Genomic DNA, 15384 nt, shown 5'->3' on the forward strand with positions numbered 1-15384 from the left:
CCATGCGCATAGTCTGTCCCTTCTGCGGCGAACGCGAACTCGGCGAGTTCACCTATCTCGGCGACGCCAAGCCGCAGCGCCCGCCTGCCGATGCCGGTGAAGACGCCGTCTACGACTACGTCTACCTGCGCGACAACATCGCCGGTGTGATGAGCGAGCATTGGTATCACGGCGGCGGCTGCCGGGCCTGGCTGAAGGTCACGCGCAACACGCTGACGCATGAGATTTCGGCTGTCGAGCCGGCGGCGGGCGCCGGCTCCGCCAAGGTTGGTGCTTGATGCGCGGCAACCAGGCAAACCGTCTGGCCGCCGGCGGCCTTATCGACCGCTCGACGCCGCTGAGCTTCCGCTTCGACGGCAAGACACTCTCCGGCTTCCAGGGCGATACGCTTGCCTCGGCGCTCGTCGCCAACGGCGTCAAGCTGGTCGGCCGCTCGTTCAAATATCACCGCCCGCGCGGCATCCTGACGGCGGGTTCGGAAGAGCCCAACGCGCTGGTCGAGCTGCGCAGTGGCGCAAGGCGCGAGCCGAACACCAAGGCAACGACCGCCGAGCTCTATGAAGGGCTCGAGGCCGCCAGCCAGAACCGCTGGCCGTCGCTCGATTTCGACGTCATGGCGGTCAACCGGCTCTTCGCGCCGATTTTCGTCGCCGGCTTCTACTACAAGACCTTCATGTGGCCGGCGAAGTTCTGGGAAGCGATCTACGAACCGGCGATCCGCCGCGCCGCCGGCCTCGGCCGCGCGGCGGGCATTCCCGATCCCGATCGCTATGACAAAGCGTGGGCGCATTGCGACGTGGCGGTCGCCGGCTCCGGTCCGGCCGGCCTGGCGGCGGCGCTTGCCGCCGCGCGCTGCGGCGCGCGCGTCATCCTGTGCGAGGAGGATTTTGTCCTCGGCGGGCGCTTGCTGGGCGATGGCGGTACGATCGACGGGCTGCCGGCGGCCGAATGGATTGCCCGTACCCTGGACGAACTCGCGGCGATGCCGGATGTTCGCATCATGACGCGCACGACGCTGTTCGGCGTCTATGACGGCGGTACCTATGGCGCGATCGAGCGCGTCAACGATCATCTGCCGGTACCGCCGGAACATCAGGTGCGCCAGCGGCTTTGGCGTATCGTCGCCAAGCACTGCATCGTCGCGGCGGGCGCGATCGAACGTCCCATCGTCTTTGCCGGCAACGATACGCCTGGCGTGATGATGGCGTCGGCCATGCGCAGCTACATCAACCGCTACGCCGCTGCACCGGCGCGACGTATTGCGCTGTTCACCAACAATGAGGATGGCTGGCGCACCGTGGAGGCGGCGATCGCAGCCGGACTGCAGGTCGCTGCGGTGATCGATGGGCGGCCAGACGTTTCGCCGGCCCATCGCTCGCTGGCCGGCAAGGGCGGCTTCCCGGTGCTCAACGGCTCCGTCAGCGGCGTCGACGGCGGCAAGAACGGTGTGCGCAAGATTTCCGTGTCGCTGACCGGCGGCGCGCGCGCCGAAGTCGAGGCCGACGGGCTTGCCGTCTCCGGCGGCTGGAACCCGGCGGTCGGCCTCACCTCCCATCATCGCGGCCGGCCGAAATGGCGCGACGATATCGCCGCCTTCGTGCCGGACGGCGCGCCGCCCGGCATGGTGGCGGCAGGCGCGGCGAACGGCGCCTTCGGCCTTGGCGCCTGCCTGCGGGAAGGTTTCGAGGCAGGTGTTGCAGCGGCGCGCGATGCGGGACGGAGCGGCAGTCCCGGATCGGCGGCGATCGCCGACGACGAGGCCTTTTCGCTGACGCCGCTCTGGCATGTCGCGGGCAAGGGCAAGGCCTTCGTAGACCAGCAGCATGACGTGACGGCTTCCGATGTCGAGCTGGCGCAGCGCGAGGGTTTCGAGTCGGTCGAGCATCTGAAGCGCTACACGACGCTCGGCATGGCGACCGACCAGGGCAAGACCTCGAATGTCGCCGGCCTCGCCATCATGGCGGCGGTATCGGGTAAATCCATTCCCGAAACCGGAACGACGATCTACCGGCCGCCTTATGTGCCGGTCGCCATCGGCGCCTTCGCCGGTCCCCATCGCGACGAGAATTTCCATGCGACGCGGCTGACGCCGTCGCATCACTGGGCGGCCGAACAGGGCGCGGTGTTCGTCGACACCGGCCTGTGGAAGCGCGCGCAATGGTATCCGTTGCCCGGCGAAAAAGACTGGCTGGAATCGGTGACCCGCGAGGTCAAGGCGGTGCGAAGCGGCGTCGGCTTCTGCGATGTCTCGACGCTGGGCAAGATCGACGTGCACGGCCCGGATGCCGGCGCCTTCCTGGACCGCGTCTATATCAACGCGTTCTCCAGCCTCGCAGTTGGCAAAGCGCGTTACGGACTGATGCTGCGCGAGGACGGTGTCGTCTATGACGACGGCACCACCTCGCGCCTGGCCGAGGACCATTATTTCCTCACAACCACCACCGCCAAGGCTGGGCTGGTGATGCAGCATCTCGAATTCTGCCGCCAGGTCCTGTTCCCCGAACTCGACGTGCAGCTGACCTCGGTCTCCGACCAGTGGGCGCAATTCTCCATCGCCGGTCCGAAGACCCGCGATCTGCTGAAGGAGATCGTCGATCCGGCCGAGGACCTGTCGAACGAAGGCTTTCCGTTCATGGGCGCGCGCGAAGTCAAGCTGCGCGGCGACCTCAAGGCGAGGCTGTTCCGGATCTCCTTCTCCGGCGAGATGGCGTTCGAGATTTCGGTGCCGGCGCGCTACGGCGAGGCTCTGGTGCGCAACCTGCTGATCGCGGGAAAGCCGTTCGGCGTGACGCCTTACGGCACCGAGGCGCTCGGCGTGATGCGCATCGAAAAGGGCCATGTCGCCGGACCGGAGCTCAACGGCACCACAACCGCTGCCGATCTCGGTCTCGGCAAGATGATGTCGACCAAGAAGGATTTCATCGGCCGCGTCATGGCCGGCCGCGAAGCACTCGTCGCGCCGAACCGGCAGGTGGTCGTCGGCATCAAGCCGACCGACAAGGCGCGCCGCCTACGCTCCGGCGCGCACATCGTTCCCAAGGGCGAGACCCCCGGACCAGACAACGACCAGGGCTATGTAACCTCGGTCTGCTTCTCGCCGGTGCTCGACCAGTGGATCGGGCTCGGCCTCGTCGAGCGTGGCCGTGCGCGCATCGGCGAGATCGTGCGCGCGCATGATCCGCTGCGTGGCGAGGAGTACGATGTCGAGCTCTGCAATTCCGTCTTCTACGATCCGGATGGAGGGCGCCAGCGTGGCTGATTTTTCCTGGTACATCCGCAGCCCGCTCGAGCGCGCCCTGGTCGCCGGCCGTTATGGCGCGCCGGGCGAAGCCGGCGTGTCGCTGACCGAGATCCGCAATTTCGACCTCGTTCAGGTGATGGCGCGGCGCGGCAAGGCGGCCGAGACGGTCAATGCCGCGAAGGCTCGCTTCGGCGTCGGCGCGCCGGAAACACCCGAGGCGGTCGACACGACCGACGCGACGCTGATCTGGTCAGGACCGGACCAGTTTCTGGTGCTGTCGAGAGGCGGCGGGCAAAGGATGGAGACCCTTGCCCGCGTGTTTGCCGGTTTGGCCTCGCTTTCCGATCAATCACATGCGCGCGCGTTGATCAGCGTTTCCGGCGACAAGGCGCGCACGATGCTGGCCAAGGTGTCGTCGATCGACCTGCACCCCGAAATGTTCCCGGTCGGCACGGCAGCCGCCACCTCGATCGACCATACCAGCGTGACGCTCTGGCGCGGGAAGAACCGACAAGACGGCCAGGCCGTGTTCAACCTCTTGGTATTCGCAACCTTCGCCGAAAGCCTGTGGCACACGATGCTCGACTCGGCCGCGGAGTATGGCGTGACGATCGCGCATTCCGAGGAATTGGCGTAGGCGCCTCGCCGAGCGCGCCGCGGCGGCGAGAGGCGTTCTTTCGATGCGCATCATCCGCCACGGGCTTTCGCCGATGGCGGATGATTCGAGGTTGCCACCTTCTTATTCCGCAGCCAGCGCCAGCTGCGGTCTTTCGATGCCTTCGACCTGTTCCGGCTCCTGCGCCTGCTCGCCTGTCTTGGCCGTCTTGGGCTCGCGGCCGAAGAACAGGGCATAGCCCGCCGGCAGCACCAGGATGGTGAGCACGGTGGCGACGAGGATGCCGCCCATCATGGCGTAGGCCAGAGGCCCCCAGAAGACGGCGCGCGAGATCGGGATCAGCGCAAGCACCGCGGTCAGCGCCGTCAGCATGATCGGGCGGAAGCGGCGCACCGCAGCGCCGACGATCGCTTCCGATCGATCCATGCCGGCGGTGATGTCTTGGTCGATCTGGTCGACCAGAATGATCGAGTTTCGCATGATGATGCCAAGCAGCGCGATGACGCCGAGGATGGCGACAAAGCCGAACGGCGCGCCGCTGATCAGAAGGGCTGCCGCGGCGCCGATGATGCCCAGCGGGCCGGTGGCCAGCACCAGCATCGACTTGCCGAAATGCTGCAGCTGGACCATCAGCAAGATGACGATGACGGCCAGCATGATCGGTGCCTTGGCGGCGATCGAGGCCTGGCTTTCGGCCGAGTCCTCCGCGCCGCCCTGGACCTCGATCTTGTAGCCGGGCGCAAGGCCGGCGCGGAGGTCCTTCATGTCGTTGTACATCTTGGTGACGACGTCGTTCGACTGCACGCCATCCGGCAACGTGGCGCGCACGCTGATGGTCGGCAGACGGTCGCGCCGCCACTCTATGCCCTGCTCCATCACCGGCACCACCTTCGCCACCTGGGACAGCGGCACGGAGCCACCGAAGTCGGTCGGGATATAGACGGAGTCGACCGAGGAGAGCAGATGACGGGTCGCCTCCGGCTCGCGGGCGACGATCGAGACCGTCTCTTCGCCGTCGCGGAAATCGTCGAGCGGCGCACCGGACATCGTTGCCTGCAGCATCTGGCGAATGCGCTGCGATGTGACGCCTAGTGCCCGGGCTCGGTCCTGGTCGATCACCAGCTTCATCGCCGGCACCGGCTCCAGCCAGTCGTCATGGACGGCGCCGAGCAGCGGGTTTGCTTCGAACCTTGCCTTCACCTCGTCGGCGATGCGGCGCACCTCCTGGCGATCCGGCCCGATGATGCGCATTTGCACCGGCCAGCCGGTCGGCGGTCCGAGGAACAAACGATCGACCTTGGCGCGGATCGACGGGAAGTCCTTGGCGAGAATGCCTCGCATCTTGACGATCAGCCGCTCGCGCGCCGGCTCATCCTTGGCCATCACCAGAAGCTGGGCGAAGTTCGGATTGCGAAGCTGCTGGTCGAGCGGCAGGAAGAAGCGCGGGGCGCCCTCGCCGATATAGGTGGCGATGAAGCGCTTGTCCTGGTCGTCCATCATCTTCGCTTCGAGCGCCTTGGCTTGGTTCTCGACCTCCTTGATCGAGGTACCTTCCGGCAGCCAGAGATCGACCAGGATTTCCGGACGTGACGACTGCGGGAAGAAGTTCTGCGGGATGAACTGGAAGGCCCAGAGGCTGGTGCCGAAAGTGACCAGCGTCATCGCCAGCACGATGATGCGGTGGCGCACGGCCCAGGTGACCGTCGCACGCAGCCGCCGGTAGAAGCCGGTATCGAAGACGTCGTGGTGGGTGCCGGCGTGCTTGCGCTGCTTCAGGATCATGTAGCCCAGCCAGGGCGTGAAATAGACCGCGACGAACCACGACACGACCAGTGCGATGCCGACGACATAGAACAGCGTGCGCACATATTCGCCCGCGGTGGAGGCCGCGAAGCCGACCGGGATGAAGCCCGCGGTGGTGATCAGCGTGCCGGTCAGCATCGGGAAGGCGGTCGAGGAATAGGCGAAGCTCGCCGCCTCGATCTTGACCAGCCCCTCCTCCAGCTTGCGCTCCATCATCTCGACGACGATCATGGCGTCGTCGACCAGCAGACCGAGCGCGATGATCAGCGCGCCGAGCGAGATGCGCTGCAGGTCGATGCCGATCTCGTACATGATGGCGAAGGTGGCGGCTAAAACCAGCGGGATGGCGATGGCGATCACCAGGCCGGAGCGCCAGCCGATCGACAGGAACGAGACGACGAGAACGATCAGCAACGCTTCGCCGAGCGCCTCCATGAATTCGTTGACGGCATCCTTGACCACCTCCGGCTGGTCGGAGATCTGATCGACAGCAACGCCATAAGGCAGCCCCTCCTCGAAGCGCTTGTAGGTCGCCTCGACATCCTTACCGACGTCCCTGACATTGAAGCCCTTGGCCATGACGACGCCGACCTGGACGCTTTCGTGGCCGTTGAAGCGGTACTTGCGCTCATAAGGGTCCTCGAGGCCGGAAGAGACCGTGGCGATGTCGCCAAGACGTGTCACCTGATTGCCGGCGCGCAGCCTCAGCTCGCGGATATCGGCGGCCTTGGTGACGTCGCCTTCGACCGAGATGCGAACCGAGCGCAGGCCGGTATCGACAGAGCCCGCCGGATCGACGGCGTTCTGCCCTTTCACGGCATTCTGCAGGTCAAGCACCGTCAGGCCGCGCTCGGCGAGCGCCTTGGAGGACACATCGATATAGATCTTCTCGGGCTGGTCGCCGATGATGACGGCCTTTTCGACGCCCGGCGTCGCCAGCAGCATGTCGCGCGCCTGAACGGCGAATTTCTTCAGCTCGGGATAGGTGAAGCCGTCGCCGCTGATCGAATGCAGCGTGATGAAGGTGTCGCCGAACTCGTCGTTGAAATAGGGGCCGAGCAGGCCCTGCGGCAGTTCGTTGGCGATATCGCCGACCTTCTTGCGCACCTGGTAGAAGGCATCCTTCACCTCCTCGGCGTTGGTGTCGCCCTTTACCTGGAGCGTGATGATGGCGCTGCCGGCGCGGGTGTAGGAGCGGACAAAGTCGAGATGCGGCGTCTCCTGCAGCTTGCGCTCGATCTTGTTGACGACCTGGTCTTCCATGTCCTGGATCGAGGCGCCCGGCCAGACTGCCTGCACGACCATGACGCGGAAGGTGAAGTCCGGGTCTTCCTTCTGGCCCATGCGCATCAGGCCGAGCGCGCCGGCCAGGATGATGAGGCCGAACAGGAAGCGCGCGATGCTCGGATGCCCGATCGCCCAGCGCGAGAGATTGAAGGGACGCTTTTCAGTGCTGCTGTCCGTGGTCATGGCGCAGGTCCAGTCCAATTGGCGGCAAGGCAGCATGCCTTGCGGCTCATGAGTTCTCGGTGGGCTTCCGGGCGGCGAGCACCTCAAGCGGAGAGAGACTCGCAATCGCGCTCGACGCGGCCGTGGTGCGGGGGATACCAATGCCGCGTCTCGTCGATCGGGCGATTTCGCCGCCCGGAACCCATGCCCTGCCCGGCTCGCGGCTCACGGCAGCGAGGTCGGGAAAGGCGTTCTTTCGCCTGGTTAGCGCAGGCTGCTGGTGGCGGCGACGTCATCCTCCGCCGAGGCGGACTGCTGGGCGGCATCGCCGGAAGGCTTCACTTTCAGATTGTCGGTCATGAACTGTGTGCCGGCGGCCACCACCACGTCGCCCTGCTTCAGGCCTTCGGCAACGGCAACGCCATCGGCGGTGAAGTTCGCCACCTTGATCGGGCGCGGATGCACCGTGTCGGACGCGCGGTCGACCGTCCAGACGATGTGCTTGCCGTCCTTCTCAGCCATCGCGGTCAGCGGGATAGACACCAGCTGCGCCTTGCTGCCAACGATCGCCGCGACATTGGCGGTCATGCCGAGCAGCACCCGCGGATCGTTGGGCAGCGACACCCGGACCGCGAAGGTGCGCGACTGCGGGTCGGCGCTGCCGGCCACCTCGCGGACCTTGCCGTCAAGGGTCAGCGCCTCGTCGGACCAGAAGCTCGCCTTGACCTCCTTGCCCGGGCGGAAGCCGGCGATGTCCATTTCCGGCACCGCGATAAGCACTTCCTTCTCACCGTCGACGGCAACTGTCATGACCGGCGTGCCGGCGCCGACCACCTGACCGATATCGGCCGAGATGGCGGTGACGATGCCGGCCTTGCTGGCCTTGAGATCGGTGTAATGGACCTGGTTCTGCGCCTGGGCCAGGGTCGAACGGGCGGCATCGCGCGTCGCCACGGCCTGATCATAGCTCAGAACGGCCTGATCGAGCTGCGACTTAGGCGCGAAGTTCTTGGCATAGAGCTGCTCGGCGCGCTTCCTGGCGAGATCGACGGTCTCGACCTGCCGCTCGGCGGCGTCGAGGCTCGCCTCGGCGCTCTTCACCGACAGCTCGTAGTCGGAGGGGTCGACGCGGGCAAGCACGTCGCCCTCGTTCACATGCTGGCCGATGTCGACGAGACGCTCGGTGACCTTGCCGGCGATGCGGAAGCCGAGATTCATCTCGGTGCGGGCGCGCACCGAACCGGAATAGTCGAGCTGGCGCGTGGTCTCGGCCTCGCCGATCTCGACGACCTTCACCGGCCGGATGACTTCCTGGGCTTCCGCTTTCTTCTCTTGGCTGCAGCCGGCAAGCCCGAGCGCCGCGACAACGACGCCGACGACTGGGAGGCCGGCGGCCGGCAGCCTGCGGAGGATGGAACTGGACAAAGACACCTTAGCACTCCCGAACTGGAGATAAACGTCGACCGGCACCCGGCGGGGCAGCGGCTATTTCAAGGCTCTGATTGCGTAGTCGATGAGGTCGTCCGGCATTGCCCGGTTGGTCTTGGCAAGGCACTGAGCGACCATCTGCGGATGGCATAGGATGACGGTGGAGGCGCCGAAACAGCGCGAGGCGATCACCGGGTCCTGCTTCCTGAACTCGCCGGCCTCTATGCCGTCGCGGATGACGTCGGCGAGCAGGTCGTGAATGCGGTCGACATGCTTGTCGATGACGCCCCAGTCGCGCTCGAGCGCGACGATCACCATCTCATGCACCTTCTGGTCGTCGAGCATGACTTCCAGCGTCATCTTGTACTGGGCGTGAACGTAACGGCGCAGCCGCTCCTCCGCGCTGATCGGCAGGCGCGAAATCTCGTAGGCCATCGCGTAGCTGGCGCCGAGCATGCGGCCGCAGACGGCTTGGTGGATTTCGACCTTGGAGGCGAAGAAGCGGTAGATGTTGGCCGGCGACATGCCGAGATCGCGGGCAATGTCGGCAACGTTGGTCTTGCCGTAGCCGTAATGCCGGAACAGGCGCTCGGCACAGTCGAGAATGCGCGTCACATTCTCCTGTCTGGCGGGGTCGGCCACGATGTTGGCGGCTTCTGACATGGTGCTTTCGTTTGACGAGTGACGGATTTCAATTTTCGTCACTCGTAAATCCAAAGTGGCCCGGAGTCAACGCGGAATCGATATACGCGTACAAAATGGTGACAGATGGTGACAGTTGCGAGGGTGGGCGTGGGTCACACTGACGACTAGCCATTGACGCCTGTGACGTCGTCATCCACGGGCGGAGCAAGGAGCGAAGCGACGCGCGCAGACCCGAGGATCCATTCCGTGACCTATGTCAAAGAATCCAACGGTATCAATATGTTACGCCGATATACTTCTGACGTCCACCTGCCAGCTATTCTCAACCGCTGGGACATGGCCGCATGGTCACGGAATGGATCCTAGGGTTTCCGCGACGTCGCTTCGCGACTGCTCCACCCTAGGATGACGAACTCAGAGGCCCTTCGCCATTTCCCTCAACCTGAACTTCTGGATCTTCCCCGTAGACGTCTTCGGAATGTCGGCGAACACCACCGCCTTCGGGACCTTGAAGCGGGCGAGCAACCCACGGCAATGCTCGATGATCTCGGCCTCGGTCGCAACCTTGCCGGCCTTCAGCTCGACATAGGCGACAGGCACCTCGCCCCATTTCTCATCTGCGCGGGCAACCACTCCGCAGGATGCGACGGACTGATGCTTGTAGAGCGCGTCCTCGACCTCGATGGACGAGATGTTCTCGCCGCCCGAGATGATGATGTCCTTGGAGCGGTCCTTGAGCTGGATGTAGCCGTCCGGGTGCATGACACCGAGATCGCCGGAGTGGAACCAGCCGCCGGCAAAAGCCTCGTCGGTGGCCTTGCGGTTCTTCAGATAGCCCTTCATGACGATGTTGCCGCGGAACATGACCTCGCCGATGGTCTCGCCGTCGGCCGGCGTCTCGGCCATCGTCTCGGGGTTGATCACGGTCAACCCTTCCAGCGCGGCATAGCGCACACCCTGGCGCGCCTTCATCGCCGTCCTCGGGCCCTTCTCCAGCTCGTCCCACTCATTGTGCCATTCGTTGACGACGGCCGGCCCATAGGTCTCGGTCAGGCCGTAGAGATGGGTGACGGCGAAGCCGGCATCGGCCATGCCGGAAAGCACCGCCTCGGGCGGCGGCGCGGCGGCCGTGTTGAAGGTGACGGTCTGGGCGAACTGGCGCTTGTCCTCGTCTTTCGCGTTGATCAGCACCGACATGACGATCGGCGCGCCGCAAAGATGGGTAACGCGATGGTCGGCGATGGCGTCATAGATCGGCTTTGCCCGTACCCAGCGGAGGCAGACATGGGTGCCGGCTTGCACGGCGAGCGTCCAGGGAAAGCACCAGCCGTTGCAGTGGAACATCGGCAGCGTCCAAAGATAAACGGCGTGCTTGGCCATGCCCGCATGGATGGTGTTGGTGTAGGCCATCAGGGCGGCGCCGCGATGGTGGTAGACGACGCCCTTTGGATTGCCGGTCGTGCCGGAAGTATAGTTGAGCGAGATGGCGTCCCATTCGTCGTCGGGCATCGACCATGCAAAAGCCTCGTCGCCGCCGGCGACGAAGTCCTCATAGTCGAGCGAGCCGATCCGCTCGCCCTTCGGATAGGGCGCATCGGCGGCGTAGTCGGGGTCGTCATAGTCGATGACCAATGGCTTGGCCTTGGCCGATGCCAGCGCCTCCCTGACCACGCCCGAGAACTCGCGGTCGACGATCAGCACCTTGGTGTCGGCATGGTCGAGCTGAAAGGCGATGACGGCGGCATCGAGGCGGGTGTTCAGCGAATGCAGCACCGCCTTCACCATCGGCACGCCGAAATGCGCCTCCAGCATCGGCGGCGTGTTCGACAGCATCACCGTGACCGTATCCCCCTTGCCGATGCCGTGCTTCGACAGCGCCGAGGCGAGCTTCAGCGACCGCCGCCAGAAATCGCGATAAGAGATGCGCTGGCTGCCGTGGATGATGGCGACATGGTCGGGATAGGTCTTGGCCGCCCGCTCAAGGTAGGTGAGCGGCGTCAGCGGCTGGTGGTTGGCGGCGTTCCGGTCGAGATCCTGTTCGTAGGGATTGGCCATCCCATCCTCCCCAAAGGTCTTTTCGAGCTTTCTAACCGCAGGCCCGCGATCATGCCATCCCCCTGAACGACCGGGAAATGCTATGACATGAGCGCTCGGTAGAATGGCTGTCCCGATCATGCCGTCGCCGGAGGACGAACAACCCAGCCGGCTGGATTTGACTTTTGTCGAGAAGCGTGACTAATGTCAGCCGAGGAGGCGGCATGGCGATCCGACCGGCAGAACAGCTCATCCACAAGGCCGCCTGGCTTTACTATGCGCATGGCCTTCGCCAGGACGAGGTGGCGAACCAGCTCAAGATTTCGCGCGCATCGGTCGCCATGTATCTTCGCAAGGCGCGGGAGACCGGCATCGTCAACATCTCGACCTCGACGCAGCTTTTCACCGACGATGTCGTGGCGCGCAGGCTGGAGGACGCCTTCAAGCTCGACGCCGTCTGGATCGCGCCGGAAAACGCCTATGTCACCGACCCGTCGACCGACATCGCCGTCCTGGCGGCGAGCGTCTTCCTGGAACTGGTGAAGAAGGGCGACCGCATCGGCGTAGCCTGGGGCCGCACGGTCTACACCATCGCCGACATCATGTCCTATGCCGATCTGCAGGACGTCACCGTGGTGCAGCTCTGCGGCAATCTCGGGGCGCCCTATTCCTACCGACCCGATCAGTGCACGATGGAGATCGCGCGGCGGCTGAACGCCAAGGGTCTGAATTTTTACGCGCCGCTGGTGCTGTCCACGGAAGAATTGGCAGAGGGCCTGCGCGCCGAGCCGGTGATCCGCGACCAGCTTGCCGGCATCAGCGACTGCGATCTCGCGCTCTATTCCGTCGGCGCCGTGGACGCCGACAGCCATCTGGTCAAATGCGGCGCGCTGACGCCGGCCGAAATGGCCGCGCTCCGCAAGGAAGGCGCGGCCGGCGTCATCGCCGGACAGATCATCGATGCAAGCGGCGAGGCGCTCGACTGCAGCTACAACCGGCGGGTCATTTCCGCCGAGCTCGCCTCGCTGCGCGCCATCGGGAAGCGGCTGATGGTGGTGCAGGAGGACAGCAAGTTCGAGCCGCTGCTGGCCGCAATCGGCGGCGGACTCTGCACCCATCTGGTGGTCGGCGCGCATATGGCGGGGCGCCTTCTCGATCACGCCGGCGCGGTCAGCAAAAAGGCCTCGTAGGAACCACCCTCGCCGCTTCTGTCATCAAGACGTCGCGGCTTCCTGTTCATGAGCAGACAAAATACGGAATCGGACGGAACGACATGAAGAACCTTTGGAACGACGCCGACGCGGAAAAGATGGTTGCCGACTACGCGAAGATGGGCGTCCGCCGCGACCTTGCGCTGCGCGTCTATACGACCCGCCTGCTCGGCGGCGAGCCGCGGCTGGTGCTGCATGGCGGCGGCAATACCTCCTGCAAGACCAAGGCCACCGATCTGGTCGGTGACGAATGGGACGTCCTTTGCGTCAAGGGCAGCGGCTGGGACATGGCCGTCATCGAGCCGCAAGGCTTGCCGGCGGTGAAGATGGGCGCGCTGCTCAAGGCGCGCGCCCTGGACACGCTCTCCGACGAGGACATGGTGGCGCTGCAGCGTTCCAATCTCATCGACCCCGCCTCGCCGAATCCATCGGTCGAGACACTCCTGCACGCCTTTCTGCCGCTTAAATTCGTCGACCATACGCATTCGACCGCGATCCTTGCCATCGTCGACCAGGAGAACAGCAAGGCGCTGGTGAAGACGGTGTTCGGCGACAAAATCGGCTACGTGCCCTACATCAAGCCGGGCTTCGAGCTCGCCAAGGTCGCGGCGGACGTTTTTGACACCGACCCCAGCGTCGAAGGCCTGATCCTCGACAAGCACGGCATCTTCACCTTCGGCGACGATGCCAAGCAGGCCTATGACCGCATGATCCACTATGTGACCATCGCCGAGGACTATATCGCCAAGAACGGCAAGCCGCAGGCGACCAAGGCGGCGCTGCCGGCTAAGCTCGCCAAGGCGAGCGACATCGCGCCGACTCTGCGCGGCGCTGTCGCAGTGGCGCGCGGCGAAGGCCGCTTCGACCGCATGATCAGCGATTTCCGCACCTCGGATGCGATCGTCGATTTCATCAATTCGGCCAGGATCGCCGAGCTGGCCGGACGCGGCGTGTCGACGCCCGATCTTTCGATCCGCATCAAGACCGGACCGATGGCGGTCCCGGCTCCCGACGCCGACAAGCTCGGCGACTACAAGGCCGCCGTCCGCAGCCATGTCGAGGCTTTCGCCAAGGACTACCGCGCCTATTTCGAGACCAACGACGCGCTGGATGACGTCAAGCGCACCATGCTCGACCCGATGCCGCGGCTGACATTGGTGCCGGGCCTCGGCATGTTCGGCCACGGCCGCACGCTGAAGGACGCGAAAATCGCCTCCGATATCGGGGAGATGTGGATCGAGGCGGTGCGCGGCGCGGAAGCCATCGGCAATTTCCAGCCGCTCTCCAAGGCCGACCTCTTCCCGCTCGAATACTGGTCGCTGGAGCAGGCGAAGCTCGCCTCGAACAAGCCGAAGCCGCTGACCGGCCAGGTGGCGTTGATCACCGGCGGCGCCGGGGCGATCGGCGCCGCGACGGCGAAGCTGTTCGCCGCAAACGGTGCGCATGCGGTCATCGTCGATCTGGATCCGGCCAAGGCCGCGGAAGCGGCAAAGGCGGCGGGTAACAATTCGATCGGGGTCGGCGCCGACATCACCAGCCCGGCCGAGGTGCGCGCCGCCTTCGACAAGGCGGTCGCGGTCTATGGCGGCGTCGACATCCTGGTCTCGAATGCAGGCGCGGCCTGGGAAGGCCGGATCGGCGAAATCGACGACGCGCTGCTGCGCAAGAGCTTCGAGCTCAACTTCTTCGCCCACCAGTCGGCGGCGCAGAACGCGGTGCGCATCATGCTCGAACAGGGCACGGGCGGCGTGCTTCTGTTCAACACCTCCAAGCAGGCGGTCAATCCCGGGCCGAAATTCGGCGCCTACGGCCTGCCCAAGGCGGCGACGCTGTTCCTGTCGCGCCAGTATGCCCTGGACTACGGCGCCTACGGCATCCGCTCGAACGCGGTCAACGCCGACCGCATCCGGTCCGGGCTTTTGACCGACGCCATGATTGCCAGCCGCTCGGGCGCGCGCGGTGTCTCGGAAAAGGAATACATGTCCGGCAATCTGCTCGGCCAGGAAGTGACCGCCGACGACGTGGCGCAGGCCTTCCTGCATCAGGCGCTGGCCGAACGCACCACCGCCGACGTAACGACGGTGGACGGCGGCAATATCGCCGCGGCGCTGCGCTGAAGAAACAGGAGATCTCTCTGAGCGGCCCGTCGCTTTCCCAGAACGACGGGCCGCTCTCTCCGTGTCGCGACCCAGGTCAGGACTGAAGCCCATTTCACGTCTGCTGGAAAACTGCTCCAACCGGTCAAAATCCGCGCAAATCTTTTGCTTATTGCTCGAACAGCTTTAAGGGGTGCCTTGCGCCTCGATTGCGGGACACAAGGCTGGAGCCGGTATGCAATCCAGGGAAGTGCCTTATTTCAGCCAGTGGGAATCGCCCGGCATGACTTTGCCGCTGTTGGCGGAGGGACCATCGGCTCTGCACCGCGACCCGCTGTGGCGCAATTCCGGCGCCGAAACGATTGAGGATTATGCACGCTGGGCCGTGAATGTCTGCGGCATGGCCTGCCTGAAGATGATCCTTGCCGCGCGCGGCGAAATTCATCCGACGCTTGAGCTCGCCCGCGCCTGCACGGCCTATGGCGGCTATGTCGTCAATGAAGGCGACGGTACGATCAGGGGGCTGATCTACGAGCCCTTCGTCCGGTTCGTGCGCGAACGTTTCGGCCTGTTCGCCGAGACGGTGACGAATGTCGATCCGGCCACGGTGCCCGGTCTTCTTTGCAAGTGGCGCTATTTCATCGCCTCGGTTCACCCAGGCATCCGCTGGCCCGAGCGCGAGCCGCCGTCGAAAGGCGGGCATCTGGTGCTGGTGACGGCCGCCTCGCCAGGCGAAATCCGCTTCCACAACCCTTCCGGACACGACAGGCAGAGCCAGGCGGACGTCACGCTGCCGCTCGCCAGTTTCGACCGCTTTTTCGCCCGGCGCGGCATCGCCGTCGGTTTCTGATCCTCGAGCAT

At 65.0% G+C, this 15384-nt stretch carries 10 protein-coding genes; 6 read left to right on the top strand and 4 right to left on the bottom strand.

The window, feature by feature from the left end:
• The first annotated feature begins 2 nt into the window (after window positions 1–2).
• The 3 genes from CK224_RS11150 to CK224_RS11160 are packed head-to-tail and all read left to right on the top strand — an operon-like array spanning window position 3 to window position 3878.
• Entirely contained in the window at window positions 3–278 is a 276-nt protein-coding gene (locus tag CK224_RS11150) for a sarcosine oxidase subunit delta (RefSeq protein ID WP_095781790.1), read from the top strand.
• Complete coding sequence (locus CK224_RS11155) at window positions 278–3259, top strand: sarcosine oxidase subunit alpha (protein ID WP_095781791.1); 2982 nt, start codon at window positions 278–280, stop codon at window positions 3257–3259. The genes CK224_RS11150 and CK224_RS11155 overlap by 1 nt, the downstream gene beginning before the upstream one ends.
• A complete protein-coding gene (locus CK224_RS11160) occupies window positions 3252–3878 on the top strand; it encodes a sarcosine oxidase subunit gamma family protein (protein WP_095781974.1) in 627 nt (208 codons plus the stop codon). Before CK224_RS11155 ends, CK224_RS11160 begins: the two co-directional genes overlap by 8 nt.
• A gap of 102 nt (window positions 3879–3980) precedes the next feature.
• On the opposite strand, the gene CK224_RS11165 is transcribed toward CK224_RS11160, so the two are convergent.
• The 4 genes from CK224_RS11165 to CK224_RS11180 all read right to left on the bottom strand — a co-directional run bounded on the left by CK224_RS11165 (window position 3981) and on the right by CK224_RS11180 (window position 11237).
• A complete protein-coding gene (locus CK224_RS11165) occupies window positions 3981–7130 on the bottom strand; it encodes an efflux RND transporter permease subunit (protein WP_095781975.1) in 3150 nt (1049 codons plus the stop codon).
• 243 nt (window positions 7131–7373) lie between these two features.
• The gene (locus CK224_RS11170; protein WP_095781976.1) at window positions 7374–8540 is read right to left on the bottom strand and encodes an efflux RND transporter periplasmic adaptor subunit; all 1167 of its coding nucleotides are present in this window, start codon (window positions 8538–8540) and stop codon (window positions 7374–7376) included.
• A 54-nt stretch (window positions 8541–8594) separates the two neighbouring features.
• Window positions 8595–9200, bottom strand: a complete 606-nt coding sequence (locus CK224_RS11175) for a TetR family transcriptional regulator (protein ID WP_095781792.1) — start codon at window positions 9198–9200, stop codon at window positions 8595–8597.
• Between the two features lie 396 nt (window positions 9201–9596).
• The gene (locus CK224_RS11180; RefSeq protein ID WP_095781793.1) at window positions 9597–11237 is read right to left on the bottom strand and encodes an acyl-CoA synthetase; all 1641 of its coding nucleotides are present in this window, start codon (window positions 11235–11237) and stop codon (window positions 9597–9599) included.
• Between the two features lie 203 nt (window positions 11238–11440).
• Between CK224_RS11180 and CK224_RS11185 the strand changes: the two genes are divergently transcribed.
• From CK224_RS11185 to CK224_RS11195, 3 genes are all read left to right on the top strand, one after another.
• Window positions 11441–12406: a sugar-binding transcriptional regulator gene (locus CK224_RS11185; RefSeq protein WP_095781794.1), complete on the top strand. Its 966-nt coding sequence runs from the start codon at window positions 11441–11443 to the stop codon at window positions 12404–12406.
• Between the two features lie 83 nt (window positions 12407–12489).
• Window positions 12490–14544, top strand: coding sequence for a bifunctional aldolase/short-chain dehydrogenase (locus tag CK224_RS11190; RefSeq protein WP_095781795.1), 2055 nt, complete (start codon window positions 12490–12492; stop codon window positions 14542–14544).
• Window positions 14545–14758: 214 nt separating this feature from the next.
• Window positions 14759–15373 (top strand): hypothetical protein, encoded by a 615-nt coding sequence (locus CK224_RS11195; protein ID WP_095781796.1) that lies wholly within the window; start codon window positions 14759–14761, stop codon window positions 15371–15373.
• Window positions 15374–15384: the final 11 nt, after the last annotated feature.

Source organism: Mesorhizobium sp. WSM3862, from assembly GCF_002294985.1.
Classification (GTDB): domain Bacteria; phylum Pseudomonadota; class Alphaproteobacteria; order Rhizobiales; family Rhizobiaceae; genus Mesorhizobium.